Source organism: Lysinibacillus odysseyi 34hs-1 = NBRC 100172 (genome assembly GCF_001591965.1).
GTDB lineage: Bacteria > Bacillota > Bacilli > Bacillales_A > Planococcaceae > Lysinibacillus_B > Lysinibacillus_B odysseyi.
The window spans coordinates 136,513-163,487 of the sequence record NZ_BCVX01000011.1; the positions used below are offsets into that span (position 1 = coordinate 136,513).

Annotated in this window: 25 protein-coding genes and 1 riboswitch; of the genes, 15 read left to right on the plus strand and 10 right to left on the minus strand. The window is 41.6% G+C overall.

The window, feature by feature from the left end:
• The first annotated feature begins 58 nt into the window (after nt 1–58).
• Both BOD01S_RS17385 and BOD01S_RS17390 read left to right on the plus strand, forming a co-directional pair.
• The gene (locus BOD01S_RS17385; protein ID WP_036151806.1) at nt 59–1,228 is read left to right on the plus strand and encodes an exonuclease SbcCD subunit D; all 1,170 of its coding nucleotides are present in this window, start codon (nt 59–61) and stop codon (nt 1,226–1,228) included.
• Nucleotides 1,225–4,302, plus strand: coding sequence for an AAA family ATPase (locus BOD01S_RS17390; protein ID WP_036151808.1), 3,078 nt, complete (start codon nt 1,225–1,227; stop codon nt 4,300–4,302). The genes BOD01S_RS17385 and BOD01S_RS17390 overlap by 4 nt, the downstream gene beginning before the upstream one ends.
• Before the next feature lie 392 nt (nt 4,303–4,694).
• Here BOD01S_RS17390 and BOD01S_RS17395 read toward each other — a convergent pair whose 3' ends face one another.
• The gene (locus tag BOD01S_RS17395; protein ID WP_036151811.1) at nt 4,695–5,015 is read right to left on the minus strand and encodes a DUF4870 domain-containing protein; all 321 of its coding nucleotides are present in this window, start codon (nt 5,013–5,015) and stop codon (nt 4,695–4,697) included.
• A gap of 118 nt (nt 5,016–5,133) precedes the next feature.
• A riboswitch (TPP riboswitch) is annotated at nt 5,134–5,243 on the plus strand.
• Between the two features lie 82 nt (nt 5,244–5,325).
• On the opposite strand from BOD01S_RS17395, the gene thiT reads away from it, so the two are divergent.
• Together thiT and map are read left to right on the plus strand one after the other, a co-directional pair.
• On the plus strand, nt 5,326–5,880 hold the full coding sequence (gene thiT / locus BOD01S_RS17400) for an energy-coupled thiamine transporter ThiT (RefSeq protein WP_036151813.1): 555 nt from the start codon (nt 5,326–5,328) through the stop codon (nt 5,878–5,880).
• Nucleotides 5,881–5,987: 107 nt separating this feature from the next.
• Complete coding sequence (gene map / locus BOD01S_RS17405; RefSeq protein ID WP_036151816.1) at nt 5,988–6,740, plus strand: type I methionyl aminopeptidase; 753 nt, start codon at nt 5,988–5,990, stop codon at nt 6,738–6,740.
• 160 nt (nt 6,741–6,900) lie between these two features.
• Here map and BOD01S_RS17410 read toward each other — a convergent pair whose 3' ends face one another.
• Nucleotides 6,901–7,632, minus strand: coding sequence for a hypothetical protein (locus BOD01S_RS17410; protein WP_036151818.1), 732 nt, complete (start codon nt 7,630–7,632; stop codon nt 6,901–6,903).
• Nucleotides 7,633–7,745: 113 nt separating this feature from the next.
• On the opposite strand from BOD01S_RS17410, the gene BOD01S_RS17415 reads away from it, so the two are divergent.
• From BOD01S_RS17415 to BOD01S_RS17425, 3 genes are all read left to right on the plus strand, one after another.
• Nucleotides 7,746–8,630 carry a polyphosphate kinase 2 family protein gene (locus tag BOD01S_RS17415; RefSeq protein WP_052124724.1) on the plus strand — a complete coding sequence of 295 codons (885 nt, stop codon included), beginning with the start codon at nt 7,746–7,748 and terminating at the stop codon, nt 8,628–8,630.
• Between the two features lie 111 nt (nt 8,631–8,741).
• Entirely contained in the window at nt 8,742–10,532 is a 1,791-nt protein-coding gene (locus BOD01S_RS17420; RefSeq protein ID WP_036151822.1) for a M3 family oligoendopeptidase, read from the plus strand.
• Nucleotides 10,492–11,106: a GNAT family N-acetyltransferase gene (locus BOD01S_RS17425; protein WP_052124725.1), complete on the plus strand. Its 615-nt coding sequence runs from the start codon at nt 10,492–10,494 to the stop codon at nt 11,104–11,106. Before BOD01S_RS17420 ends, BOD01S_RS17425 begins: the two co-directional genes overlap by 41 nt.
• 539 nt (nt 11,107–11,645) lie before the next feature.
• Here BOD01S_RS17425 and BOD01S_RS17430 read toward each other — a convergent pair.
• From BOD01S_RS17430 to BOD01S_RS17435, 3 genes are all read right to left on the minus strand, one after another.
• Nucleotides 11,646–12,212, minus strand: a complete 567-nt coding sequence (locus tag BOD01S_RS17430) for a beta-class carbonic anhydrase (RefSeq protein ID WP_036151828.1) — start codon at nt 12,210–12,212, stop codon at nt 11,646–11,648.
• A gap of 218 nt (nt 12,213–12,430) precedes the next feature.
• Entirely contained in the window at nt 12,431–12,586 is a 156-nt protein-coding gene (locus BOD01S_RS23410; protein WP_169745602.1) for a hypothetical protein, read from the minus strand.
• Between the two features lie 194 nt (nt 12,587–12,780).
• Nucleotides 12,781–14,016, minus strand: coding sequence for an aminopeptidase (locus BOD01S_RS17435; protein ID WP_036151829.1), 1,236 nt, complete (start codon nt 14,014–14,016; stop codon nt 12,781–12,783).
• A 193-nt stretch (nt 14,017–14,209) separates the two neighbouring features.
• Here BOD01S_RS17435 and motA point away from each other — a divergent pair, with 193 nt between their 5' ends.
• The 4 genes from motA to BOD01S_RS17455 all read left to right on the plus strand — a co-directional run bounded on the left by motA (nt 14,210) and on the right by BOD01S_RS17455 (nt 17,998).
• Complete coding sequence (gene motA, locus BOD01S_RS17440; protein WP_036151831.1) at nt 14,210–15,010, plus strand: flagellar motor stator protein MotA; 801 nt, start codon at nt 14,210–14,212, stop codon at nt 15,008–15,010.
• Entirely contained in the window at nt 14,994–15,806 is an 813-nt protein-coding gene (motB, locus tag BOD01S_RS17445; RefSeq protein ID WP_052124726.1) for a flagellar motor protein MotB, read from the plus strand. The genes motA and motB overlap by 17 nt, the downstream gene beginning before the upstream one ends.
• Nucleotides 15,807–16,001: 195 nt before the next feature.
• Nucleotides 16,002–17,090, plus strand: coding sequence for a carbohydrate kinase (locus BOD01S_RS17450; protein WP_036151876.1), 1,089 nt, complete (start codon nt 16,002–16,004; stop codon nt 17,088–17,090).
• Entirely contained in the window at nt 17,090–17,998 is a 909-nt protein-coding gene (locus BOD01S_RS17455; protein ID WP_036151834.1) for a pseudouridine-5'-phosphate glycosidase, read from the plus strand. Before BOD01S_RS17450 ends, BOD01S_RS17455 begins: the two co-directional genes overlap by 1 nt.
• Nucleotides 17,999–18,092: 94 nt before the next feature.
• Here BOD01S_RS17455 and BOD01S_RS17460 read toward each other — a convergent pair whose 3' ends face one another.
• Nucleotides 18,093–18,314, minus strand: coding sequence for a DUF1128 domain-containing protein (locus tag BOD01S_RS17460; protein ID WP_036151835.1), 222 nt, complete (start codon nt 18,312–18,314; stop codon nt 18,093–18,095).
• Between the two features lie 124 nt (nt 18,315–18,438).
• On the opposite strand from BOD01S_RS17460, the gene BOD01S_RS17465 reads away from it, so the two are divergent.
• The 3 genes from BOD01S_RS17465 (at nt 18,439) to BOD01S_RS17475 (ending at nt 20,549) form a co-directional block, all read left to right on the plus strand.
• The gene (locus BOD01S_RS17465; RefSeq protein ID WP_036151837.1) at nt 18,439–19,140 is read left to right on the plus strand and encodes an SDR family NAD(P)-dependent oxidoreductase; all 702 of its coding nucleotides are present in this window, start codon (nt 18,439–18,441) and stop codon (nt 19,138–19,140) included.
• A gap of 108 nt (nt 19,141–19,248) precedes the next feature.
• Entirely contained in the window at nt 19,249–19,578 is a 330-nt protein-coding gene (locus BOD01S_RS17470) for a hypothetical protein (RefSeq protein WP_036151838.1), read from the plus strand.
• Nucleotides 19,579–19,610: 32 nt separating this feature from the next.
• Nucleotides 19,611–20,549 carry a YihY/virulence factor BrkB family protein gene (locus BOD01S_RS17475; protein ID WP_036151840.1) on the plus strand — a complete coding sequence of 313 codons (939 nt, stop codon included), beginning with the start codon at nt 19,611–19,613 and terminating at the stop codon, nt 20,547–20,549.
• Nucleotides 20,550–20,663: 114 nt separating this feature from the next.
• Here the strand turns inward: BOD01S_RS17475 and BOD01S_RS17480 are convergent, their stop codons facing one another.
• Together BOD01S_RS17480 and BOD01S_RS17485 are read right to left on the minus strand one after the other, a co-directional pair.
• Nucleotides 20,664–22,565, minus strand: coding sequence for a heavy metal translocating P-type ATPase (locus tag BOD01S_RS17480; RefSeq protein WP_036151842.1), 1,902 nt, complete (start codon nt 22,563–22,565; stop codon nt 20,664–20,666).
• Between the two features lie 190 nt (nt 22,566–22,755).
• A complete protein-coding gene (locus BOD01S_RS17485) occupies nt 22,756–24,306 on the minus strand; it encodes a fumarate hydratase (RefSeq protein WP_036151844.1) in 1,551 nt (516 codons plus the stop codon).
• A 230-nt stretch (nt 24,307–24,536) separates the two neighbouring features.
• Here BOD01S_RS17485 and BOD01S_RS17490 point away from each other — a divergent pair, with 230 nt between their 5' ends.
• Nucleotides 24,537–25,310, plus strand: coding sequence for a YwqG family protein (locus BOD01S_RS17490; RefSeq protein ID WP_036151846.1), 774 nt, complete (start codon nt 24,537–24,539; stop codon nt 25,308–25,310).
• 129 nt (nt 25,311–25,439) lie between these two features.
• On the opposite strand, the gene BOD01S_RS17495 is transcribed toward BOD01S_RS17490, so the two are convergent.
• Nucleotides 25,440–26,581 (minus strand): IS3 family transposase gene (locus tag BOD01S_RS17495; RefSeq protein ID WP_156475394.1). Its coding sequence is split into 2 segments (ribosomal slippage): nt 25,440–26,308 and nt 26,308–26,581, totalling 1,143 coding nucleotides; the frame shifts between segments, so codons are not numbered across the junction.
• Between the two features lie 110 nt (nt 26,582–26,691).
• Nucleotides 26,692–26,886, minus strand: coding sequence for an SE1561 family protein (locus BOD01S_RS17505; RefSeq protein ID WP_036150644.1), 195 nt, complete (start codon nt 26,884–26,886; stop codon nt 26,692–26,694).
• Between the last annotated feature and the right edge of the window lie 89 nt (nt 26,887–26,975).

A 26,975-nucleotide genomic window follows, 5' to 3' on the forward strand; every position in this document is an offset into this window, starting at 1 on the left:
TCGTTGACATGATGTATGATATTGGTAATTCAACGGAGATTGAAAGGAGGCAAATAGTATGAAAATCTTTCATACGGCTGACTGGCATTTAGGAAAGCTGGTCCAGGGTGTGTACATGACAGACGACCAACGATATATTTTACAGCAGTTCCTGGATGCCATTGATAAAGAAAAACCAGATGCCATCATTATAGCGGGAGATTTATACGACAGGGCCATCCCCCCGGTGGACGCTGTGAATTTACTGGATGATACTTTTGCGGAAATCGTGTTAAAGCGGAGAATCCCGGTAATCGCTATTTCGGGTAATCATGATAGTCCAACACGACTGCAGTTTGGCAGTAAGCTTATGCAAGATGCTGGGCTTTATCTGGCAGGGGAGATGAGTGGAGATCTGAAGCCGGTTGTGCTGGAGGACGAGCATGGGGAAGTGCATTTTCATCTTATTCCGTTTGCTGAACCGAGCATTATTAGACAGGTATTTGGCAATCGTCAGGTGTCGACTTATGACGATGCGATGAAAGAAACGATTACTCATATACAGCAGAACATGAAGCAAGGAGTCCGTCATGTTGCAGTTGCCCACGCTTTTGTGACCCCTTACGGAGAGGACGCAGAAAACACAAGCGATTCTGAAAGACCGCTTGCTATTGGTGGTTCAGAATGCGTAAACGCTGAGCATTTTGCTGCGTTTCATTATACAGCATTAGGGCATTTGCATAAGGCACATTATGTGTTGCATGAGAAAATCCGCTATGCCGGCTCACCATTAAAATACTCATTGTCCGAAGCAGTTCATGAAAAAGGCTTTTATGTAGTAGAGTTAGCGGCAGATGGAAGTGTGCAGGTAGAAAAGAGAAAGCTCATTCCACGGCGTGACATCCGCGTCGTAGAAGGGGAAATCCAGCAAATTTTAAGGCATGAGGAAAGCGACGATTATGTTTTTGTTCGTCTTACTGATCCAGCGCCTGTCATTAATGCGATGGAGCAGGTTCGTACAGTATATAAAAATGCTTTGCATGTAGAGCGTAAAACGATTCGCCTGTCACCGAACGAGGAAAAAGGACTACCGAAACGTGAGCAACTGGATGATTTCACCTTATTTAAAGCTTTTTATGGAGAAGTAACAAAACAGGAGCCGAGCGATATGATGCTGCAATTATTTAAGGAAGCGTTAAATGAATTGCTGGTAGAAGAACGGGAAGGGCAGGAGGTAGGAACAAAATGAAGCCTCTTAAACTCATGATGCGTGCGTTTGGTCCTTATAAAGGCGAGGAGATAATTGATTTTACACAGCTTGAAAACCATCGATTATTTGTTATTTCCGGAAAGACAGGAGCAGGAAAAACGACGATCTTTGATGGCATTGCCTTTGCTTTGTATGGCAGCGGCAGCGGTTCCGACCGGAAGGATCAAAAGTCGCTCCGCAGTCAATTTGCTGAAGACAAGGTACATACCGCTGTTGAGCTGTTATTTGAAGTGCATGGACGGACTTACCGTGTATTCCGTCAGCTTCCACATGTGAAAAAAGGAAGAAAAACAGCGACAGGCGAAGACTATGCATTTTTTGAAATTGGACCTAAAGGCGAAGAAATTAAAGTAGTGGAACGGCAAAAGGCAAAGGAAATCAATACAAAAATTGAAGAAATCATAGGGTTAACCTACGATCAATTCAATCAGATTATTATGCTGCCGCAAGGGGAATTCCGTAAGCTATTAACCTCACAGACAGAAAATAAGGAAGCTATTCTACGTAAAATATTTAAAACAGAACGATATGGAGAAATGGCGAAAAAGCTGGAAGGGAAAAAGCAGGCTGCAGAAGAACAGGCAAAAATGGCAAAGGCGCTGCGTGACCAATATATCGACCAAATTTCCGGAGCTTTGCCAATGCGTGAATCTTCCTTATTTGAACGGATAGAAAACCATGCAAATGTCCATCAAATTTTGCACGCACTTGATGAAGAGAAGCGATATTATGAAGAGAAATCTTTAACGGATGAATCGGCTTATACCGCAAGCTTCAAAGCACATAATGAGATGCAGGAAAAGTGTATTGAAGGGGAAAGAACAAATGAACGCCTTTACAATTTACAATTAAAGCGTGATTTGCTTTTCGAAAGGGAAAATGAACGTCCGCTATTCGAGCAGAAGAATAAAGAATGGGAGACTGCCGTAAAGGCGGCCGGTATTGTCCCGCTATATGAGGCTTGCAGTACAATGGAGCAAGAGCTTACTGCTGTTTCTAAAAGACTGATTACTTATGAGGCAGACTTACAGCGTTTTGAAACGCAATTTTTAGAGGCCGAGGTGCGTCTAAAGCAAGAGCAGGCCCGGGAACCCGAAAGAAATAGCCTGTCACTCGAGATGAGTGAGCTTGAAAGAGTTAAGCCGATTTACGAAGAAATTGATAAGCTTTCCCTCCTTCTTCCTCTGTTGCAAAGTTCGGCTAAACAAGTGGAACAAGAGGTAGTGGAAGTAACAGCACATTTTCAAAAGAATAAAAAGCTTTTAGAAGAACAGACCCGGCAGATGGAAAACATTGAAGAGCAGGTCATTATATTACCGGAGAAGATAGCACTCGAGCAAAGACTGAGAGAAATAGTCCTTGGATTCGACAAGCTGGAGAAAGTGACCGAGCAGGTTGCCAGTCTAGAGATGGAGGAAGAGCAGGCAAGGACAGCTTATGAACATGCCCTACAGCTTTATGAAGAGCAGGAGCAGAAATGGATTCACCATCGGGCATATGAGCTAGCTGTAACACTTGTACCGGGAGATGCTTGTCCGGTATGCGGCAGTATAGAACATCCAAATGTCCGAATTCATGCAGAAGAAGCAATTGACAAAACGGTACTGCAGCAAATGAAGGAAACAGTAGCCCATTCCCAGCACAAGCAATCGTTTATAGTCGGCAGACTCGAAGCGGCCAACGGACAGCTGCTTGATCAGCAGGAAGCACTACTTGCGCTGGGCGTGAACCTTTCCAACGCAGAGGAATACCAAATGCAATATAAAAAAGCAGCCATTGAAGTCAAAGCATTGCATGAGAAGAATGGGGAACTTACAACATTGAAGTCAAAAGTAAAACAAACGCAGCAGGCTTTGGCTCAGTGTGAAGAGAAGTTAGAAGTATTACGAGCGAAGCATGAAGAGAAGAAGCAAGAGTTCATTCAACAAGAGACTATCTTGCTGGAAAAGCAGCGTAACATTCCTGAACAATTAAAGACACTCGGACAGGTAAATGAAGCTTATAAGCAGGCACAGCAAAAAATGACTATCCTGCAGCAAGCGTTAAAAGAGGCGGAGCTGCAGTATGAACATACCCATACTGATTTTGTGAAGGCGCAGGAGGCAGTAAAGCATACTGTAGAATTGAAGCATTCACTAACCGATAAGCTTTCAGCTGCAAAAACGAAACTGCAGATTGCTATTATTCAAGCAGATTTTACAGATGAAGAAGCATTCAAGTCAGCACTGCGGACAGCGGAACAAATGGATGCACTAAAGCAGCAGTATATGGATTTTATAAAAGAAATCCATACTCTCCAGGAATTTGTAGAGTCAGAACAGCAGGCGCTCGAAGGAAAGGAATGGACGGATATAGAAGCAATGCGCCTGCAGCTGCAGGTTTTAAAGTCAGCATATGAGGCGGCGTTTAATACGTTAAATAAGACAAAAGAGCATGCTGTCCAATGTGAGTACTATGCACAAAAGCTTGCTGAGGCAGCCGAAGAAATTGACCGGCTTGAAAAAATTTCGGGGGAAATTGTCCAGCTGTATGATGTGCTCCGTGGGAAAAATGAACCTCGTATTTCTTTCGAACGATACGTGCAGATGGGGTATTTAGAACAAATTACGGAAGCTGCCAATATGCGGTTAAATCATTTATCAAATGGCCAGTTCAGGCTGGAATGTTCTGAACGGCAGGAATCACATGGCCGACAAAGCGGCCTGAGTCTTGATGTATATGATGGCTATACGGGGCAGGCACGGGATGTAAAAACCTTATCCGGCGGAGAAAAATTCAATGCTTCCCTCTGTTTAGCACTTGGGATGGCTGATGTCATCCAAAGCTTCCAGGGAAATGTCCGTATTGATACAATGTTTATTGATGAAGGGTTTGGTTCGCTTGATGAAGAGTCATTAGTCCGAGCGATTGATACGTTGATTGAATTACAGAAATCCGGACGTATGGTAGGGGTCATCTCCCATGTGGCAGAGCTGAAAGAAGCAATGCCTGCTATTTTAGAGGTAGAAAAGCTGAAGGAAGGTCATAGCCGTACGAAAATTGTATTAAAGTAGAGCATTGCAAAGTAATTGCAGCAATGGTTCCGAAAGAGCAGGCTGTGACAATCTCTCGACAGGACGGATTAGGAAAAACAAGGCAGTCCGGGAAGTCGGGCTGCCTTTTCATTTTTAACAAATGATAAATCCATTTGGTAATCGGAAGAGAAAGTGTCCGATTGGAAATATTCTGCTGTGAAACACAGTTATGACCGACGTGTCATCGAGGAGGCTTTTGATTTTCGGTTATCCAGCATTTTTTTTATAATGGGGTATACTACAGGAGCCCACTTAACAGCTGTTTTGAATAGGTTTTTCATTTTCATATATGTCAGTCTCCTTTAGCTTTTGTGATGATGTTTAGTATGTTTCTTTTTTTAATACCCAAAACACCTCTTTACATAAACTTATTAGCGGAGAACTTTTATCCCTTGGACCACATTCCAAATAGTAATGGCTAGATAAAGGATACCGTAACCTAGAACAAATACTACCCACATAATAAATACTGTGTCTTCGCTGCCTTGTGCACCGAATAATCCAGCAGCAAATAATAATATAAACAGCACAATACCAAGTATAATCGGGATTATATGAGATAGTAAGGCCCGCATTGCATGACGTTTAACTTCAGGATCGGAACTTACGAAATAAACAATAATCGGAACAATGAACGGGGCGAAAAACACACTGAAATAATTTAATGCACTTAATCCTTTGTTAGTATCCATTTTTTCGTCTCCTTTTAATTTCCAGTTTATATTATTTACGCATGAATTATTCAGAAGTTTCATAAATTTGGGTACTTGAAAAATGTATCATACTCTCGTACAATAAAGGAAATTTAAGATGTACCACAAGGGGAGCCGAGTAAGTCGGCTGAGATTGTGCACAGAATCTGCACTGACTCTTAGAACCTGTAAGTTAACACTTGCGTAGGGATGTGGATGGAAACCGACTTCAAACGATGTCAGGCTCTGTCCTGGGGTCGTTTTTTTCTATTCCACCTTCTTGTGTTCTACATCTAAGGGGGACATTAGAATGGATAAAAAGAGATTATTAATGCTTGTGGAGATTGCTGTCTTCGCAGGTGTGGGGGTTATTTTAGACACCCTGACAATCAGTATGCCTCAAGGAGGATCGGTCAGCTTCGTAATGGTGCCGATTGTATTAATGGCGATCCGCTGGGGTTTAGGAGCGGGACTGACAACAGGGCTGCTCATTGGTATATTGCAAATGATGTTCGCACCAAAAATTTACCATTGGGTACAGGGACTTCTCGATTACGGTCTTGCATTCACGGTTGTCGGACTAGCGGCAGTTGTAAGAAAACCGTTACTTGAAGCAGCCCGTAATTCTGTAAAATCCAGAATTATTCTCTATATTACTTTAGGGACAGTCATTGGGGGACTTCTTCGTTATGCAGCACATACCATTGCAGGAGCAGTCTTTTTTGCCGAATATGCAGGAGACCAAAATGCATGGATTTACTCTATTGTTTATAACGGCACATACATGATTCCAGCTATTATCCTAACAGCAGTAGTAGCCAGCCTGTTATTTACAGCTGCGCCAAAATTACTGAAGCAGGCATAGGCAGATTTGGGCTTTCTATGTAAATGGTCGAGAAACTCTGCTGTGTCACGCTCGAATTCATATGATATAGTAAGAAGGGACATTTTAATCAAGAGAGGAATTTGAGCATGATTGTTAAAACACAGGAAGAGCTAGATGCATTTAAAAAAATCGGCCGGATCGTTGCTGAAATTCGCGAAGCGTTAAAAGCAGCAACAAAGCCGGGTGTCACAACACGGGAGCTAGATGAAATTGCCGGCCGTATGTTCGAAGAGGCGGAAGCGGTATCGGGGCCTAAAGGAGAATACGATTTTCCAGGCTATACATGTATTTCAGTAAATCATGAGGTAGCGCATGGTATTCCAGGAGATAAAGTTATTCAAGAAGGCGACATTGTGAATATCGATGTTTCCGGATCATGGAATGGTTATTTTGCAGACACTGGTATTTCCTTTGTTGTCGGTAATGGCTATGAAGAAAAAGAGAAGCTTTGCGCAGTGGCGAAATCTGCATTTGATCGAGCAATGACAAAGGTTAAAGCAGGTTCAAAACTAAATCAAATCGGCAAAGCGGTCGAACGAGAAGCACGTGACCACGGTCTGACGGTTATTATGAACCTGACAGGACATGGTTTAGGGCGTTCCCTGCACGAATCACCAGACCATATTTTAAATTATTATGATGCATGGGATACAACGATTATGAAAGAGGGCATGGTGCTGGCGGTTGAGCCTTTCATTTCAGCCAAGGCGGAGCATATTGTAGAAGCCGGTGATGGCTGGACATTCATTACGCCGGATAAATCATTAGTGGCCCAAATCGAACATTCGATTATCGTGACAAAAGATAAACCAATCATCCTTACGTCATTAGAGGATTAATAGTGAGCTGCGGACAATATCCATAAGTCCGCAGCTTTTTTAACACCCTGAAATCCTATTAGAAGAAGTGTTCTTTCATTTCAGGCACCTTGAAATGAATAAAAAAGAAAGGTTGTATTCTGTTGCCTGAGTTATTCTGACAGCAGTATGCGGCCTAATCTTAAGTGTCCTTTTTCTTATTTTTCTCCATAAAGATAATCCCCGTTACCATAACACCACATAAAAACAGCGCGGCAGCTGAGACAAGAAGCTCCTCAAAACCATTGGCAACTGCAATGCCTATATAGCAAAATGCGAAAATAGCCGGTGTAACCCGGTCAAAATGGTAGTAACGTAAATGAATGGCAGCCGCCGCTCCGATAGTTAGAAGGATAACAGCCCATAACGCATTACTTAAACCGAAGCCATTCCATTCATAATATAAAATAATATAGCTAAAGATGATCAGAATGAAGAACAGATTCCATCCAAGCCACATTGCTATAGGTAGGCGTAATGAAATAGTTTTCTTATAAAAAGGGTATGTAAGATACAAACCAAATAAAGAAAGGAGCTGTAGTGCCAGCAGAATAAAGGAAGTCGTATAGTGTCCATATTGCCACATATGAAAAAAGGCGATTTGGAGTCCACAGGCAATAGTAAATAAAGAAACTTGTAATTTAGTGATGACAAAAGCAGTTTGGCGGTTTTGATAGGCCTGCCAAACATAAATGAAAAGGCCTGTATATAAAACAAAGGAAAATAAATAGACGAATTCAGCCGGCGAAAAGATAAGTGGCAGCCGTTCTATAACATTGATAGCTGTAATGCCATTTATTCCGATCCATAACGCAGCTATGGAATAGGCGATCAATGCAAGTGTTACTATAGCGAGTATAATGATACGCCCCATAACTTTCTCTCCTTTCGTTAAAATTATATACAATTATAGGAGTACCAACAAGAAACACCATTGTTATCCAATTTGGTTTACAATAAAGATATCAAGGTTTGAGGAGTGATTAGATGAAAACGTTAGAAAATTTAGACCTCACTGTAGAAATGGACAAAAAATTATATAGGAAAAAATTGAAAGTATTACAATATGAAATGTTAAACGCTCAGCAGTTTTTATTCAACAATAAAATAGGGTTAATATTAGTCTTTGAAGGAATGGATGCTGCAGGTAAGGGTGGTGCCATTAAACGTTTAACGGAACGGTTAGATCCCCGTGGTTATGTTGTTCATCCTATTTCTGCTCCGCAGCCACATGAACAACGTTATCACTATATGCATCGCTTCTGGCGTAAACTGCCTCAGCACGGGCAGATTGCTATCTTTGACCGCTCTTGGTATGGCCGGGTATTAGTAGAACGCCTGGAGGGATTTGCAACAGAAGAGGAGTGGAAGCGGGCATATAAGGAAATCGGTAATTTTGAAGATCTTTTAACTGCCGGAAACTATATTGTTCTGAAGTTTTGGATTCATATTGATAAGGATGAACAGCTAAAGCGTTTTAATGACCGGGCGAATGATCCCTATAAATCTTGGAAGCTTACGAATGAAGACTGGCGCAACCGTGAAAAATTTGATCAGTATGTATCAGCAGCGGATGAAATGTTTGCAAAGACAGATTTGGATTTCGCTCCGTGGGTTTTAGTTCCGGGTAACAATAAATATCATGCCCGCATTAAGGTCCTTGAAGAAGCACTCGCTCATATAAATAAAGAAGCAAAAAGAAGAGGGCTTGAGATTGTGAACGTTTTTGAGCAAGAGAAAAAGGAGGCCATTGCTGAGCTGAAGCAGGCAGAAGGAGAAGTAGCTGCTGACATAGAAATAAAGGAAAAGAAAGCAGCAGATCCTTCAAAAAAAACAGCAAGAAAAAATAGATCGAAAAAGAAACGAAAATAGCCTATAATAAAAATATATTTCGAGATTCGGACTAAATAGCAAACTAGGCTCATTAGTCTGAATTTTCTTGAATCAAGCACCAAAGAAAAAGAGAGATGGGAGAGAAGCAAGATGGCAACAACATATCCAGAGGTATGGGATTTAGATGTATTTTTTGAGGGAGGCAGTGAATCTCCTGCTTTCCAGCAGTTTATTAACAATTTACCGCAACAGGTGGAGGCGCTTATCGGGCAAACAAAATCATTGACGACAGAGGTCTCAGCAGGTGAACTCCGACATACAATTGACCAATTAAAAGAATTGATGGAGCAAATTATGCATGCAGGCGGTATGCTTTCCTGTTTAACCGCACAAAATACGAAGGATGTGAAAGCACTGCAGCTGCAGGGACAGTTAAGTGCTATTTCGGCAAGCTATTCTCCAGCGGTTCTTCGCCTGCAGCAATTATTAGCAGAAATTGATGAAGCACGATTTTCGGAGCTGCTTGCCTCGCCGGAACTGAACGAATTTTCGTTTATCCTTTCGGAATGGCGCGAACAAGCAAAGCAAAAGCTCTCTGAGGAAGAAGAAGCGCTTATTTCTGCCTTGAGCGTAGATGGCTATTCTTCATGGGGGCAGCTTTACAATATGTTTATTGGGGACATCAAGGTTGAAGTTGATGTAGAAGGTGAAAAAAAATCGCTTTCCGTTGGCCAGGCGAATAATTTAAGCTCCCATCCAAATGAACAAGTGCGGAAAAGTGCGTTTGAAGCGCTGGAAAAAATCTTTACCGAAAAAGAAGAATTTTTTGCGAAGACATTAAACCACCTTGCTGGTTTCCGTTTGACAACTTACAAAAAGCGGGGCTGGGAGGAAGTACTGCAGGAGCCTTTACAAATTAACCGAATGAAGCAAGAGACACTTGATGCTATGTGGAAGGCTATTTCAGATCACAAGGAGCCGTTTGTAAAGTTTTTAGAGGCAAAGGCCAATATGCTTGGAAAAGAAAAAATGGATTGGTACAACTTTGATGCGCCTGTTACCTCCTCTACAGCTAAAATTTCATATCAGGAGGGGGCAGAATTTATCCTCAAGCATTTTGGAAAATTCGGTCCTGAATTAGAGAACTTTGCACGTATGGCATTTGAAGAAGGATGGATTGAAGCGGAAGACCGTGACGATAAACGTCCTGGCGGTTTCTGTACAGGGCTGCCGCTTGCACAGCAGTCACGTATTTTTATGACATATTCAGGGACAATGTCAAATGTTTCGACATTGGCACATGAGCTTGGACATGCATTCCATACATATGCATTACGTCCAATGAATGCATTAAACCGCCGTTATGCGATGAATGTAGCAGAAACAGCATCTACTTTTGCAGAAATGATTGTGGCAGATGCAGCAGTAAATGAAGCTTCTTCCAAAGAAGAGAAAATCGCACTGCTGGAGGATAAGATTCAGCGCTCTGTGGCATTCTTTATGAATATCCATGCACGCTTCCTATTCGAAACTCGTTTTTATGAAGAGCGAAAGCAAGGGATTGTTTCCACAAAACGTTTAAATGAGTTAATGGAAGAAGCACAGCGTGAAGCGTATGCAGGGGCATTGGGGGAAACACACCCTCATTTTTGGGCGTCTAAAATGCACTTCTATATTACAGGGGTGCCGTTCTATAACTTCCCATATACATTTGGCTACTTGTTCTCATTAAGTATTTATGCCAAAGCCAAAGAAGAAGGAGCAGCATTCGAAGAGAAATATATGGCGCTGCTCCGCGATACAGCGATCATGACAGTGGAAGACCTAGCAATGAAGCATCTAGGGGAAGACATTACGAAATGCGAATTCTGGGAAAAGGGCATTGCGCTCTGTGTGAAAGATGTTGAAGAGTTTATTCAGCTTATTTCGAAAGAAGGGTGATCGGGTAGTGAGGCTTGACGGAGAAAAATGCAACTTGCAGACGTTCTCAGAATCGGATGCGAAAGATCTCGCTGCACTTCTGTTGAACAACAAACACTTTTGGTCGACGTATGAGCCTATACACCGGGATGAATTCTATACTGAAGAAGCACAATATAAAAAAATCCTTGAAGGAATACAGCTGCTGGCTCTGAATCGGGAGTTTTCCTTTGGGATCTATGATAAAGAATCAAATCAATTAGTGGGGCATATTTCCCTTTATGCTATTAAACGCATGCCATACTCAAGCGCCTTTATCGGGTACTCGATGGATAAAAATTTTGTAGGAAGAGGAATGGCGACAGAAGCGGTCAAGCTTGTGGTGGATTTTGCCTTTACCTCGCTCAAGCTCCATCGCGTAGAGGCATATATAGCTCCTGAAAATACGCCTTCTATACGGGTAGTAGAAAAGGCGGCATTTGTGAGGGAAGGCCTGCTGAGAAAGCTATTGTATATTAACGGGGAATGGGTAGACCATTATATGTATGCGATTTTACAGGAAGATTATTTACAGCAGAAAAAGAGGCTGGGATAAAACCTCAGCTGAATAATAAAGGCAACCATGATTTTTTATATCATGGTTGCCTTTTTTTCTATGGAAATGTTGTTTTCCCTTCCGGCCGACGTTTTTCGCGAGAACGCAAAAAAAGTGAATCTTCCACCCGTGTTTATTCCCGCAGAAGTCACGGTCTCCACTATGAACAACTTCCAACTATCCCCACTTAACGTTTGACGATAAAAAAAGGATATTCTTCGTTAAAATGTGAGAAGAAGAAACAGCAGTGCCCAACCATAAAGGTAAAAGGAACTGAATCCATTTTTAGGATTTTCGAAAGCGAAAATGAAATAGACCGCGCATTCATAGCTGCAAACGTAAGAAAGGGACACACTGCGAGAGGTGTAATCCCCCCGTTTTCGCATGAAAAATCCAAAGGGTGAGTTGTCAGAGACAACTCACCCTTTGATAAGAGGCGGGACAAAGCTATGCCCTGCTCTCTTTTTAATAAGCAAAACTCCTGCTGCTAAACGGAAAATATAATAGAGCATATATAGATCATTCCGATAGAACGATTCTTACAAGTTTTTATTGCCATCGCTTATTAAATCAAGGCGTCCCGTACCTGGGTCAATGATCAGGCCATGAACAGGCACTCCCTTTGGCATAAGCGGGTGTGTACGAACAAGGTCAACACTTTTTAGGACGCTTGTTTTCACATCCCCAAAACCGCGCAGCCATTCACGTAAATCGAGAGCAGAATAAGTGATTGTATCAATTGTCTCTTGCTTAATACCACGCTCAATCATATGGCCAAGCATAACATCCGGATCGATCGCACTCATGCCGCAATCATAATGTCCAATGATATATACTTCATCTGCTTTCAGCTCATAAACAGCTACGAGCAAACTTCTCATGATTCCACCGAATGGATGGTTCACAATTGCACCAGCACTTTTAACAATTTTCATGTCACCGTTGCGCAGGTTCATGGCTTTAGGCAAGAGCTCTACTAACCGTGTGTCCATACAGGAAAGGACAACAATCCGCTTATCTGGAAACTTTGTTGTGATGTAAGGTTCGTATTTTTTCTCCTCTACGAACGTTTGATTGAAATTGAGAATATCGTGTAATAAAGACATAGATGAATCTCCTTTCTTTTACCTGATATTATTGTAGTGTAAAAGTAAGAGAATTCAAATAATAATGTCACAAAACAGTTGAAAATTTGTAAAAAAAGCGCCGCTATTTATTGAACTAGAGAATTTCAGTAGCAGCATACATAGCAACTTCAGCTTTGAAAGGCTGATTCGTTTAAAAATAAAAAACAGCTGCGGCGTACGCAGCTGTTTTAGAAAACTTATTTGTGAGCGTCGGATTTCGAATCAATACGCACTGCATCATGTGAGTTTAATCCCACACGTAAAAAGTGGATAAAGAACATTAAGCAAATAAGAATGACGACAGAGAATCCTAATACTGTTGTATAGTACTCTGGAAGATTTGGATAATGCATTGTCGAATAACCCCTTCCTGAAAATAAGATAATCATTACAACCAATTATACCTTAAGTAAATGGGTGATAGATAGGTTTATTTAAGGAAAATAAACAAATGTGACGAGATGATGAAGGCGATAATAAGGAATAGATCCTTATTCATCCACTCTCCTTGATATCCGGTGTGTCAGAAAACTAATATCACGTCAGTTTAAAAGGCCCAATTGCCATTACGGAAAACAGGTTCCCGCTGTCCATCTTCCGTGATTCCGTCGATATCCATCTCTGCAGAACCGATCATAAAGTCTACATGGGTAATACTTTGATTCAGTCCGTTTTTCATTAATTCCTCTGGAGACATTGTTTTTCCGCCCTCCAAGCAAAATGCATAAGCACTGCCGATTGCTAAGTGGTTTGAAGCATTTTCATCAAACAATGTATTAAAGAATAACAGACCTGAATTCGAAATAGGGGAGTCGTGTGGAACAAGAGCCACTTCTCCTAAACAATGGGACCCTTCATCTGTTGCAACAAGGTTTTTCAGCACTTCTTCCCCTTGTTCAGCTTGTACTTTGATAATACGCCCATTTTCAAATGTAATCTTGAATTGGTCAATAATATTCCCGCCATAGCTTAATGGCTTTGTGCTGGAAACATAGCCATTTACCCCGTCCTTGTGTGGAACTGTAAAGACCTCTTCTGTAGGTAAATTCGCCATGAATTCATCACCGCGTTCGTTGATGCTTCCCGCCCCGCACCATAGATGTCCCTTTGGCAGCTCGATTGTTAAATCGGTACCAGGGGCTGTATAGTGAAGTTTGGCATATTTCTTTTTGTTTAAATAATCCACTTTCTCGTGAAGGGCATCATTATGCTCTGCCCAGGCCTGCACAGGAGTTTCTAAGTCTGCACGTGTTGCTTTAAAGATCGCATTCCATAAAGCAGTCACTTGTTCCTCCGGAGGCAATTCCGGGAAAACTTTCGCTGCCCAGCCAGCTGAAGGGGCAGCTATGACTGTCCAGGAAATTTTGTCTGATTGAACGTATTGACGGTATTTGTTCAATGCTCTGCCTGCTGCTTTTTGGGCAGCAGCAATTCGTGTGGGCTCGATGCCCTTTAACAGATCCGGATCCTGGGAAACGATACTCATGAAAGCTGCTCCTTGTTCTGCCAGCCACTCACGCTCTTGTACCTTCCATGGAGGGAAGAAATCAAATGAGTCTTCGGGCGCTAATTTATAACGAGAGCGTCCTACTACATCATCGGAAAAATCGACAAAGACTTGTTTGGCGCCAACCTTATAAGCAACCTCTGTAACAAGGCGAACAAATTCTACTGTATCTGTGGAGGCAGCAATATAGAGGTATTGGTCCTTTTGAATATTTACTCCAACTTTTACAGCCAGCTCGGCATATTTTGATAAATTACTAGAAAAAATTGAATCCATTTTTATCACTCCTTCATAAGGATTATAGCTTTAAAACTGCAGATGATTCAATATAATCAGAAAATATAATATTCAGAAGATGGAATTCTATATGTCGAAATAGATGGAACATTTATATTAAATTAAAACGGAATGTTAATAAAAAACAGATAAAGTCGAAATAAAAGAAGAATGAGTCATTGGAGGTACTATCATGGATATTTCGTCATTAATGGGTATTATACTGGCGGGCGTCTCTCTGCTTGTAGGGATGTATTTTAAAGGGGTTGGACCTGGGACACTTGTCAATCCCGCCGCAATTTTTATCATTATCTTCGGTACGATTTCAGCTGTTGTCATCGCCTTCCCGATGAAGGAGCTAAAACGTGTGCCGAAACTGTTTGGCAAGCTTTTTAAGGAGACGAAGCTTGCAGATGACATCGAAATTATTAAGATGTTTTCGCAATGGGCAGATTTAGCGCGTCGTGAGGGATTACTTGCACTTGAAAGTAAGGCAGCAGAAATTCAAGATCCATTTTTGAAAAACGGCTTAACGCTTGCAATCGATGGACAAAACGCAGATTATATCCGCGATGTTCTGACAGAAGAAGTAGAGGCGATGGAAGATCGCCACGCAAGCGGTGCCCAAATTTTTTCACAGGCAGGTACATATGCTCCTACATTAGGGGTACTTGGTGCGGTGGTTGGTTTAATTGCCGCCTTGAAAGATATGTCGGATATTGAAAAACTTGGTCACGCAATTTCTGCTGCCTTCGTTGCAACACTGCTCGGTATCTTTACGGGTTATGTGCTGTGGCATCCATTCGCTAACAAATTAAAGCGAAAGTCGGCGTTAGAAGTAAAACAGAAAATGATGATGATCGAAGGAATTCTTTCCGTATTAGAAGGGGAAGCGCCTCGCGTAATCGAGCAAAAACTGGCTTCATACTTACCGATGGAAGAACGGAAGAAAATCACAGAAGGCGGGGCGGGTGGCCTTGGCAAAGAAGAGTAAACATAAAAAGCACGAGGAGCATATAGATGAGTCCTGGCTCGTCCCATATGCTGATGTATTGACACTTTTACTGGCACTATTTATTGTACTATTTGCTTCGAGTACAGTAGATCAGCAAAAGCTGGATAGAATGTCCCAAGTTTTTAATCAGATATTTGATGGAGGAACAGGTGTAATGGAGCATACATCACCTGTAGCAAATCCGGACGGTTCTGTCGACGAAGTGGAGTCAGCGGCTTCCCGTTATGCAGAAGATCAGGCCCAGCTCGAGGAGACAAAGGAGCGGGTTGAAGAATTGATTGCGATCAATGAGTTGGAGAGTCAATTCCAAACAAAAATGACAGATGAGGGACTATTAATTACAATTCGTGATAGTGTACTATTTGATCCAGGAAGCGCAGATATTAAACCTCAATATGCCGAAATCGGCGATGAATTGGCCGAGATCTTAGCTTTTGATCCAGCGCGAAATGTTATCATAACAGGGCACACAGATAATGTCCCAATGAATAACGCTAAATTTGGTTCGAATTGGGAACTTTCTGTCATGCGGGCAGTGAATTTCTTGAAAATCATTGTAGATTCCAATCCAAACCTGGACTCCAAATATTTCAGTGTCAAAGGATTTGGGGAATACAGCCCGATCGCAACAAATGATACTTCAGAAGGGAAATCTCAAAACCGCCGTGTTGAAGTGCTGATCCAGCCGCGTGTAGCGGAGGATGGAACTGATCTTCCGGTAGGAACGGAAAATCCTGTAACAACTGAAGTTGAGAGTGGAACGAATAATAAATAGTTAGAATGAGAGCTGTCCGGGAAGCCTTACCTTTCCGGGCAGCTCTATTTTTGTGGAATGGAAGCGATACAAAGAGGATATTTTAGAAGAAAAATAGGAGCATTCCGAAAGAATTTCGAAATGTTCTTATTTTTTATTGCATTATTACAAACAAAAGTTTATTATATAAACAAATGTTTAGAAGAGGTGAATGCCTTGAATGAAAAAGAGCATCTTGTATTAGGGCTGATAAGAGAGAATCCTTATCTATCCCAGCAAGAAATGGCGGAAAAGGTAGGGCTATCACGACCGGCTCTCGCTAATATAATTTCCTCGCTCACAAAAAAAGGAGAGGTTTTAGGCCGTGCCTATATACTCCCGGAGAAAAAAGCCATTGTGGCAATAGGCGGTGCGAATGTTGACCGGAAATTTCATATTGAAGGAACGGTACAACTGGAAACTTCAAATCCGGCCAATGTGACAGCAAGTGTTGGCGGTGTAGCACGTAATATTGCCGAAAACTTAGGAAGACTCGGTAATGAAGTCAAGCTTCTTACGATGATTGGAGCCGACCATGACGGAGAAAAAATTAAACAGCATTCGGAGGAGTTTATATCCTTTGAGATGACAGAAGTTTTGACAGACAAATCGACTGGTTCTTATTCAGCGGTGCTGACACATGACGGCGAATTAGTCATCGCAATGGCGGATATGGAAATTTATAAAGAGCTGGTGCCTTCAACACTTGCAAAATATGAATCCAGAATTGTAGATGCACGCTGTATCGTTGTAGATTTAAACGCTCCGCGCGAAACAGTTGAATATATTATGAACCTTGCCCGTACAAGGAAAGTCCCGCTTGCTGTTATTCCTGTATCTTCCCCGAAAATGAGTCATATGCCGGAAGATCTACACGGATTGACATATTTTATTAGCAATAGAGATGAAATAGAAACATATTTACAGTGCAGCTTGCAAACCGAAAAGGATTATGAAAAAGCTGTGTCTGAATTATTGAAAAAGGGTGTCGACCATGTGGTGATCACACTTGGAGGTAATGGAGTAATCACGGGGCATAATGGCAATATCGAACGGCTGGATGCTTTACCTATCGAGCGTATAGTCGATGTCACAGGAGCAGGTGATGCTTTTGTCAGTGCTTTTCTTCATGCCATCCTGCATAAGGAACCGTTCAGGGATGCTGTAAGTTTTGGTCTTTATAATGCATCAAGAACACTGCAATGCAAGGCGACAGTAAGAGAAGATTTATCAGTAAATGAACTATCTATCTGGAGGGAATTATAATGGAAGCGTATTTATCCTATTCACAAGAAGTAATGGAAGCAAAAGAGAAAGGGCTGCCGATTGTTGCGCTTGAATCGACAATTATTTCACACGGTATGCCGTATCCGCAAAACGTACAAACGGCAAGAGAAGTGGAGGAAATCATCCGGGAGAATGGTGCTGTTCCAGCGACTATTGCTATCATTGATGGAAAAATCAAAATCGGATTGTCAGATGAAGAATTAGAAATGTTCGGTAATGCACAAGGCGTGGCAAAGGCTTCACGGCGTGACTTAGGTTATTTGCTTGCTACGAAAAAGCTGGGTGCTACAACAGTCGCAGCAACAATGATTTGCGCAGAGCTTGCGGGAATTGAACTGTTTGTTACTGGGGGTATTGGTGGCGTACATAGAGGTGCTGAAACAACGATGGACGTTTCTGCCGATTTGGAAGAATTAGCAATGACAAATGTAGCAGTTGTTTGTGCAGGAGCAAAATCGATTTTAGATATCGGTTTAACACTTGAATACTTAGAAACAAAAGGTGTACCAGTTATCGGCTATGGTACGGATATGTTGCCAGCATTCTATACACGTGATTCCGAGTTCAATGTTAATTTCCGTGTAGATTCTCCGGAGCAAGTAGCAAACATGATGCGTGCAAAATGGGATTTAGGCCTGCGAGGCGGAGCGGTTATTGCAAACCCAATTCCTCAGGAAGACGCAATGGAAACAGCTTTCATTAATGAGATTATTGAAAAGGCATTGGCTGAAGCAGAGGAAAAAGGCATCGCCGGTAAAGAAGTAACGCCGTTCATGTTAGGGAAAGTAAAGGAACTGACAGAGGGGAAATCACTTGATGCGAATATCGCACTTGTGAAAAATAATGCACGAATTGGCGCTGCAATTGCAGTCGCGCTGAATAAGTAAGCAAAATTCGCACAAACTATACAGGAAATGACACACATTTCCCAGGAAATAAGACAAAAAACAGAGCGTCTAGACAAAGTTAGACGCTCTGTTTTTATTTGCGGAATGTCCCCAGCTCAGCAACAATTGCCTGCATTTCGCTCGGGCTGAAGGAATCGCGCTTCATTACCATTTCATACAGATCCAGCAAATCCTCATAGTTTTCTTCGCTGAAATGCTCAGATTTCATAGCATCTACGTTTACCATGCGAAGCTTGTCTTTCATCTGCTCAATCATGTACACAACATTTTCTTGTGAGGGTGTCGATAAGTCCAATTTTTTTGACCTGCCTTTCTACATATACGAAAATATCATTTCATTTTGCTGCCCTAAAGTCAACTATAATCGAATTGAAAAATTGACAAACAAATGATACGTTTTCAAGTGAGGAGGCGATTGAATGTTTCGAGAAAAAGTAGTTATTGTAACAGGTGCGGCCCAGGGCATAGGCAGAGCAATTGCCGATGCCTATAGCAGGGAGGGAGCTATTGTCATTGCAGCCGATATAAACAAGTCAGCTGGAGAAGCAATCGATTTTATCCAGACGGATGTACGTCAAGAAGCGGATATTCAATCACTGATGGCACAAGTGGCAGAGCGTTATGGAAAAATCGATATTCTCATTAATAATGCCGGCAAATTTGTCGTCACGCCACCTGCGGAGCTGGAGGCGGCTGTTTGGGATGATGTTATCAATACAAATCTGCGCAGTGTCTTTCTTTGCTCGCGAGAGGCGGCAAAATATATGCAGAGAGGTTCCATCGTATCGCTTGCCTCTACACGTGCTTTTCAATCTGAGCCTTATACAGAGGCCTATGCTGCGAGTAAGGGAGGGATTGTCGCGTTAACGCATGCCTTTGCCAGATCGTTTGCCGAGAAAAATATTACGGTTAATTGTATCTCTCCAGGATGGATCGAAACAGGCGATTATGAGAAGCTGCGAAATATTGACCATACCCAGCATCTCTCCAATCGTGTTGGGAAGCCTGAAGATATTGCCCGGGCATGTTTATATCTTACCCATCCTGAAAATAATTTCATAACAGGGACCAATTTGACGATTGATGGGGGAATGACGAAAAAGATGATTTATGAAGAATGATTTACCGCCCATTGCTTTCAAAAAGTTGGAAAACTGTTTAAAATATATATAGGATCATTGTTTTACACAAGTAATTTAGGGTAAAAATCAAATACGGGAGGAATAGATATGGCGAAAAGCAAGTTACTACCTGCAGTTTTATTAGGAGCTCTTACAGGAGCAGTGATTAGTATGTTGGACAAGAATACACGCCAGCATACGATGGAAACATCTAAAAAAGTAAAAGAAACGGTAATGTATTATGCAAAAAATAGCGATGAGCTAGTACAACTGATTGAGACTAAAGCCGAACAGGCACAAAATTTATATTCATCTGCACAGAAGAATATGGAATCCATCATGTCACAGGTGGAAGATGCGAAAGCTTTGCCTGATACAATTATGAGTATGGTGACAGAAACAAAAGAAGCGTTTACAAAGCCTGATACAAAAGCGTAAATGTATAAGATAAGAGGAAGGGGTGAACGTGTATGAAAGAAGAAAATTCTGCTCCTAAAGAAGCGATTGCCTTCGTCAAATCATTTGTAGCACCAAGCCAGTCTGAGATCGACAGAACGACTGCAAAAGGGTTTTTCCAAGATTTAATATCAAGTGTGCAGCGTGTTGATATGTCTGGCATGGGTGCGCAACTCGCTTACTTCTTCCTATTATCATTTTTTCCTTTACTGATCTTTTTAGTGACATTACTGCCATATCTGAACCTGGAACAGGGGCAGGTGTTTGATTTTATGGAGGATGTCATGCCGGCTGAAGTGTTTTCATTGATTGAAGGAACTTTAGCAGAAGTGCTGACGAATCAAAACGGCGGGTTACTATCTATCGGGATTATCGGTACAATCTGGTCAGCTTCAAAAGGGATTGACGCTCTTATGAAAGCGTTGAACAGAGCGTACGATGTGGATGGGAGAGCCGGTTTAATTAACCGTTCTCTATCATTACTATTTACTGGAGCATTTGTTGTTATCATTTTACTCGCTTTAGTATTTCCTATTTTCGGACAGCAGCTTGGCAATATTTTCTTTTCCTATTTAGGTATAGAAAGCTCGTTTGGATCAATTTGGGCTTTCATCAGATGGCTGATGCCTCCATTGCTTATTTTTGTAGTGATGGTTCTTATGTATTGGATTGTTCCGAATACTGATCCACGGCTTAAGTTTATCAGCGTGATGCCGGGAGCAATTTTTGCTACAGTTGGCTGGTTAGTATTAACGTACGGTTTTTCATTCTATGTCAATAATTTCGGAAATTATAGTACCACATATGGCAGTATTGGCGGCGTTATCATCTTGATGCTCTGGCTGTATTTTACAGGGATGATTTTAATATTTGGCGGGTTAATTAACGCATCGATGCAAAAACGCCAAGTCGCCTTAAAAAGTAAGGAAACAAGCAAATCACCAGTATTTTAAAAGAAAACACGATCAAGGATAATCCCTTGATCGTGTTTTTTATTATGAAAAGGTGGAGTGTTAAATAAATCATGCTAGCAGCTGCTTTGACCAGCGGGAATGAACATGTGCTTCTTATATATTTTTTAGCATTCGAAGCCCATTTAAAATGACAAGAATTGTACTTCCTTCATGTCCAATCACTCCAAGCGGCAGATTGATTGCCTGGAAGAAATTCGAGATGACGAGCAGGAGAATGACTCCAATCGAAAACACTATATTTTGCTTTACGATACGCTGCATCTGGCGTGACATCCGGATGGCATATTCAATTTTTATCAGATTATTTTTCATGAGAACGATGTCAGCTGTTTCGAGTGCGACATCTGTTCCATCCCCCATAGCTATACCAACTGCGGCAGTAGCGAGCGCGGGCGCATCGTTGATACCATCACCTACCATGCCTACAGCTTCATACTCCTTGTTGTATTTCTGAATATACTCTACCTTTGTTTCTGGTAAGCATTCTGCCATATATTCATTTACACCTGATTCTTTTGCGATAACACTGGCTGTCTGGTTGTTATCTCCTGTAAGCATTACGACATGAATGCCCAAATCCTGTAGAGAGGCAATTGCTTTTTTTGCCTCATCTCGAACAGTATCCTTTAAAGCGATAAGACCCAAAATTCCTTGCTCATCTCGTATAAAGGTAACTGTTTTTCCTTCAGATGCCAGCTTAGCTAATGCACCATCTACAAAAAGATCAGCTTCTTCTCTTCCTACAAAGTGCGGCTTACCAACTTTGTATTCAACACTCTCTACCGATGCTTCGATTCCTTGCCCGGGGATGTCTTGAATAGAAGCCTGTTTACTTACAATGATGCCATGTTCGGCTGCGTACAGGGAAATAGCCTGGGCAAGCGGGTGTGTAGACTGGCCTTCAATGGCTGCCAAAATAGCAAGCACTTCCTGGCTATCCATGTCTTCTCTTACATAAAAATCCGTAACAGCAGGCCTACCCTCTGTCAGTGTCCCTGTTTTATCGACAGCCAAGGCTTTAATACTTCCTATATTTTCAAGGTGGATACCACCTTTAAATAAAATGCCGTTCCGTGCTCCATTTGAAATAGAAGCCAATGTTGCCGGCATGACTGAAGCAACCAGGGCACATGGAGAGGCAACTACAAGTAAAACCATGGCACGGTAAAATGTTGTCGACCAGTCCCATTCGAATAAATAGTGAGGGAGGAAGAACATAAGTAAAACGACAGCTAGAACAACTTTTACATAGGTACCCTCAAAGCGTTCAATAAATTGCTGAGAAGGGGACCGTTCACTCTGTGCCGATTCTACCAGCTTAATGATCTTCTGAAACATCGTTTCACTGCTATGTTTCGTCATTTTAATGGTCAGAGGACTGCTTAAATTGACAGTCCCTGCATATGCCTGTGCACCTGCCTCTTTCGACACGGGCATTGATTCCCCCGTAATGGCTGCCTCATCTACTGTTGAGTGTCCTTTAAAGATGACCCCATCGACCGGAATACGTTCCCCTGGCTTTACGAGCACATGATCTCCAATTTTCAGCTCACTAACAGCCATTTTAATAGGTTCAAAGCCACCCCGTACAAGCCATGCTTCCTCAGGCTGCAGCTCCATTAGGGCAGAAATTTCGCGGTGGCTTTTATTCATTGCATAGGTTTCAAGTGCTCCGCTCATTGCGAATATGAAGATGAGTACTGCCCCTTCTGTCCAATAGCCGATGACCGCAGAGCCGATTGCCGCTAGAATCATTAGAATTTCTACGTTCAGCTTCCGCAGCCGGATTGTTTCTGTTATTCCTTCTTTGGCTTTGGCGTAGCCCCCTGTTATATAAGCAGAGAGATAGGCAATAACAGCAGCTGTCTCCAGTCCTACTGAGTCCATTCTCCATGCAAAGAAAATGATAATACCTGACAAGAGTGCGGCAATCAGTTCCTTATGTTCTTTTATTTTCTCATTTAAAGGTATATATTCTCGATTAGAGTGCTCCATACAATCCCTCCTTGATAATGAAAATCAGTATCTCTACTTATAAATTAACTAATTGATAGAGGTTTTCAATTAAGCTCTAAAAATATTAATTTAGAATTATTATAAATAAGGATACCTCTTCAATGAAAGAATTGCAATTAAAAAATCGCAACGGATAGTCCGTTGCGATTTCTCTAAGTACACCTTGCAATTAGAATACGCGCTCTGCATGCATTGCTAATTTATCTAATGATGATTTTTCCACATCAGCGTGCAATGAGTTGCCGTGTGAATCCATCGTTACAACTGCTGTAAAGTCTTGAACGTTTAAGTGCCACATTGCTTCAGGGATACCGAATTCCATTAAGTCAACACCATCAACGCCTTTAATACAGTCAGCATAGTACTGGGCTGCGCCACCGATGGCATTTAAGTAAACGCCGCCGTGTTCTTGAAGAGCTGCAAGCGTTTTTGGTCCCATACCGCCTTTACCGATAACAGCACGAATACCGAACTTTTTCATAATATCGCCTTGGTATGGCTCCTCACGAATGGATGTCGTTGGCCCGGCAGCTTTAACTGTCCAGTTGCCTGCTTCGTCTTTTGCCATAACAGGCCCACAGTGGTAAATAATTTGGCCATTTAAGTCAACAGGTGCATCATGACTCATTAAGTGATGGTGGATTGCGTCACGGCCAGTGTACATACGGCCGGAAATTTTCACTACATCGCCTACTTTTAATGAGCGGATTTGCTCTTCTGTAATTGGTGCAATCAATTCTACTACTTTGCTGTCAGAGGTAGCAGCTTCCTGTGCTTCATCACGGAATGTGATTTTTTCGCCGTCTTGGTAGTGCCAATTGATAATTTCGCCAGTTGCCGGGTTAATATCCACAGCCATACGACGGTAAGCCCAACAGTTATAAGCTACAGATACATAGAAAGAAGCAGGGATTCGGTGCATCACACCAATTTTACAGCCTAATAATGTTGCCTCGCCGCCGAAGCCCATTGTACCAACACCAAATGTGTTTGATGTTTTGACGATATAGTCTTCTAATTTTGCTAAATCCTCGTTTGGATTAACATCATCTACTGAGCGGAATAATTGCTCTTTTGCAAGATCATAGCCGCTTGAGCGGTCGCCGCCGATACCGACTCCGATGAAGCCGGCTGAACAGCCTTGTCCTTGCGCCTGCCATACTGAATGAAGGATACATTTACGGATTCCGTCTAAGTCACGACCAGCACGGCCTAATCCTTCCAGTTCACAAGGAAGGGAGTACTGGATGTTTTTGTTTTCACAGCCGCCGCCTTTTAGGATGAGCTTGATTGTGATGTAGTCATTTTCCCATTGTTCGAATTTAATAACCGGTAGGCCGTCACCTAAGTTGTCGCCGGAGTTTTTACCAGTTAATGAATCTACTGCGTTTGGACGCAATTTTGCATCAGCAGTTGTTGCTACGATTGCTTTTTTAATAGCTGCTTTAATTTCCAGTTGGTTGACACCTACAGGAGTATATACTTTAAATGTTGGTAAACCAGTATCTTGACAGATTGGAGAAACGTTATCTTCAGCCATAACGATGTTGTTTGTAATTGTGTCTAAAGACATTGCTGCACGAGTGCCTGCATTTTCCGCTTCTTTTGCCGCTTTAATGGCACGACGAACGTCTTTTGGTAAATTAGTAGACGTTTCAGTTACTAAATCATATAGGCTTTTCTCTAAAGTTTCTAAGTAAGTCTTAGTCTCTACTGCCATAATATTTTTCCCCCCAGAAAAATAAGAATTATTTTAAACCAATAATCATTATAACTGTTTAAAACAATAAAAAAAAGAGCGCTTACTCGATTACAACGGCGATAAATGAAATAATTCTGCTATTTTTACTTAGAGGAAATAGTCTATTTTGTATGCTTTTCACAGGAAATGAATAATGATAAGGTGGAAGAGAACGTATAGAATTTCCAATTTTGACTGGAGTGAAGAAGATGGATATACCGAAAGCGCTGGAGGTCTACCGTAATACGATTACCAAGACAATGGAACCGGTTGTTAAAGTTACATTGAGCAAGGAGGCAGTCGGCATCACATCGAGTAAGGTAGGGGGAGACCCTTATTTCTTAAAGGACGTACCGTACCCTGTAAATGAAGAGGGAAAACCGCTGCATTTACTAGCCCAGATTAATTTTAGTGAAGTTATAAAGTTTAATGATGACTTTCCGAATACAGGCATCCTGCAGTTCTTTATTGATGGCTATGATGATGTACTCGGGTTGAATTTCGATGACCAGACAAAGCAAAGCCGCTTTCGTGTTATTTACCATGAGCAGATCGAAAAAGACGAAAGCAAGAGGTTGCAGGACTTCTCCTTTTTAATGGAGGGGGAAGAGGAATTGTATTTGCCGTTTCTTCCAGATAGCGAATATAAGATGGTTTTTGAAAAATCGGAGACACCGGTTTCCATTAGTGACTTCCGAATTGAACAAGAAGATATAGAGTTTGACGAGGCTTTATGGGAGGCATATGAAGAAGCTTATCCAAGCCAAGGTCATAAAATCGGAGGCTATCCGTTCTTTACACAAGGCGATCCGCGGGAGTCTAAAAAGTACGGCGATAAGTTGATTTTACTATTCCAGCTTGATTCAGATGAGCAAAATGAGATTATGTGGGGAGACATGGGAGTAGGGAACTTTTTTATCAGTAAGGAAGATTTACAGAACAGAAACTTTTCACATGTCCTGTATAACTGGGATTGTTACTAAAATAATTGGCCGAGCGGTAAGCAGTTATTTTAAGGCGTGTATATAATTGCTGCTTCTGTTGCCTAAAGTAAAAAAACTGCCCTTTACAGGCACTGAGTGTCGTTTTTGAGACAGTAAGAAAACACCTTATTAAACTGCCAGTTGGCGGTATTTTACCGGCGACTGGTTGTTTAATTTCGTTTGAATCCGGATATTGTTATAATAGGTAATATAGGTTTCGACGATTTCTTTTACGTGCGCATTTGTCGTACTGTAAATGTCGTCGAGATAGAACGTTTCTGACTTTAGCGAGGAGTGAAACGTTTCGATCGGGGAATTATCAGCAGGCGTGCCCTTACGGGACATGCTCATGGTAATTCCTTTTTCTTTTACGGCTTTCTGATAGGCATAGGATGTATAGACAGATCCTTGGTCACTATGCAATAAACAATCTTTTGACAAGTTATCTAGCTGTTGAAGAGTATCTAATACAAGGGTAACATCTTGGACAGATCCAATCGTATAGGCAATGATTTCACCATTATAAAGATCCATTATGCTTGAAAGATACATCATAGATTGACCAAAAGGCAAGTACGTAATATCTGTCACGAGTTTCTGACATGACTTCGATGCGCCAAAGGCGCGTGCTAATTGATTTTCAGCCACATGCTTTGGCTGCCCCGTTCGCTTTCTCTTTTTTACTTTTACCCGGCAAGACCAACCGTATTTTTGCATGATGCGTTGGATTGTTTTTTCACTGATTCCTGGGAATAGTGCTGCGATTTTACGATAGCCATATCGGAATTTATGCTCGGCGCACACCTTCCCAATTGCTTGGTCACGTTCATTCTTCTTGGAAAGGCACTGTGCCTCTTTTCTCCAGCGGTAATAGGAGGAACGGGCTACACCTAAATGCGCACACACTGTTTGAATCGGCATGATCTCCTTCAATTCATCTACTAATTCTACAATGATTTTCCCAACCACTTCCTCTCCAATTCGGCGTACTTTTTTAATACTTCAATCTGTTGTTTCAAATAGCGGTTCTCAACTTGTAGTCGCGCTTCTTCTGAATCATATTCTGGCCCTTTACCGAAGGTATATTGCTTACCTACTGGTTGATGGAAACGATGCATTTCTCCGTTTTTGTACCATTTCATCCAAGTCATTAATTGTGTTTTATTTTTGATATTCAATTCCTCCATTACCTGTTTAACCGAAATGCCTGCTAGTCTCATTTCGATTGCTTTCATTTTAACTTCAGCCGGATAACTTACTCTTGTACCCATAAAAAAACACCTCCACATTGATTTCCTGGTATTCAATACCCGTTTTCAACGTAAGGTGTTTTTAAATTGTCTCATTTATTTAGGTCAGTGCAACACTCGGGCAGTTTTTTTTATTCACTTATCTCAGGGCGATTCTGGAATTGATCCATCTTCTCCTCTAAATCATCTACCATTTTGATTAAACGATCGATATCTTCCACTTCTGCTGTTTCAGGATCGATTGCATCCAGCACTTCTAGGAAAATTTCCAACCGCTCTTTTAAGTAGGTTACCTGCTGTTCTTTGTTAGTAATGGGATTTGACATAATAGGGCCACCTTTCACATGTTATCGTTATCGTAGCTGATTTTCATACAAATTTCAACGCTTGTACATAACAATGGAAGTTCCCTAGT

Excerpts from the sequence above, each read along its gene's own strand:
- BOD01S_RS17385 (WP_036151806.1), top strand. The coding sequence starts at position 59 with ATGAAAATCTTTCATACGGCTGACTGGCATTTAGGAAAGCTGGTCCAG.
- BOD01S_RS17390 (WP_036151808.1), top strand. The coding sequence starts at position 1,225 with ATGAAGCCTCTTAAACTCATGATGCGTGCGTTTGGTCCTTATAAAGGC.
- BOD01S_RS17395 (WP_036151811.1), bottom strand. The coding sequence starts at position 5,015 with ATGGATACTAACAAAGGATTAAGTGCATTAAATTATTTCAGTGTGTTT.
- thiT (WP_036151813.1), top strand. The coding sequence starts at position 5,326 with ATGGATAAAAAGAGATTATTAATGCTTGTGGAGATTGCTGTCTTCGCA.
- map (WP_036151816.1), top strand. The coding sequence starts at position 5,988 with ATGATTGTTAAAACACAGGAAGAGCTAGATGCATTTAAAAAAATCGGC.
- BOD01S_RS17410 (WP_036151818.1), bottom strand. The coding sequence starts at position 7,632 with ATGGGGCGTATCATTATACTCGCTATAGTAACACTTGCATTGATCGCC.
- BOD01S_RS17415 (WP_052124724.1), top strand. The coding sequence starts at position 7,746 with ATGAAAACGTTAGAAAATTTAGACCTCACTGTAGAAATGGACAAAAAA.
- BOD01S_RS17420 (WP_036151822.1), top strand. The coding sequence starts at position 8,742 with ATGGCAACAACATATCCAGAGGTATGGGATTTAGATGTATTTTTTGAG.
- BOD01S_RS17425 (WP_052124725.1), top strand. The coding sequence starts at position 10,492 with ATGTTGAAGAGTTTATTCAGCTTATTTCGAAAGAAGGGTGATCGGGTA.
- BOD01S_RS17430 (WP_036151828.1), bottom strand. The coding sequence starts at position 12,212 with ATGTCTTTATTACACGATATTCTCAATTTCAATCAAACGTTCGTAGAG.
- BOD01S_RS23410 (WP_169745602.1), bottom strand. The coding sequence starts at position 12,586 with ATGCATTATCCAAATCTTCCAGAGTACTATACAACAGTATTAGGATTC.
- BOD01S_RS17435 (WP_036151829.1), bottom strand. The coding sequence starts at position 14,016 with ATGGATTCAATTTTTTCTAGTAATTTATCAAAATATGCCGAGCTGGCT.
- motA (WP_036151831.1), top strand. The coding sequence starts at position 14,210 with ATGGATATTTCGTCATTAATGGGTATTATACTGGCGGGCGTCTCTCTG.
- BOD01S_RS17455 (WP_036151834.1), top strand. The coding sequence starts at position 17,090 with ATGGAAGCGTATTTATCCTATTCACAAGAAGTAATGGAAGCAAAAGAG.
- BOD01S_RS17465 (WP_036151837.1), top strand. The coding sequence starts at position 18,439 with ATGTTTCGAGAAAAAGTAGTTATTGTAACAGGTGCGGCCCAGGGCATA.
- BOD01S_RS17470 (WP_036151838.1), top strand. The coding sequence starts at position 19,249 with ATGGCGAAAAGCAAGTTACTACCTGCAGTTTTATTAGGAGCTCTTACA.
- BOD01S_RS17475 (WP_036151840.1), top strand. The coding sequence starts at position 19,611 with ATGAAAGAAGAAAATTCTGCTCCTAAAGAAGCGATTGCCTTCGTCAAA.
- BOD01S_RS17480 (WP_036151842.1), bottom strand. The coding sequence starts at position 22,565 with ATGGAGCACTCTAATCGAGAATATATACCTTTAAATGAGAAAATAAAA.
- BOD01S_RS17485 (WP_036151844.1), bottom strand. The coding sequence starts at position 24,306 with ATGGCAGTAGAGACTAAGACTTACTTAGAAACTTTAGAGAAAAGCCTA.
- BOD01S_RS17490 (WP_036151846.1), top strand. The coding sequence starts at position 24,537 with ATGGATATACCGAAAGCGCTGGAGGTCTACCGTAATACGATTACCAAG.
- BOD01S_RS17505 (WP_036150644.1), bottom strand. The coding sequence starts at position 26,886 with ATGTCAAATCCCATTACTAACAAAGAACAGCAGGTAACCTACTTAAAA.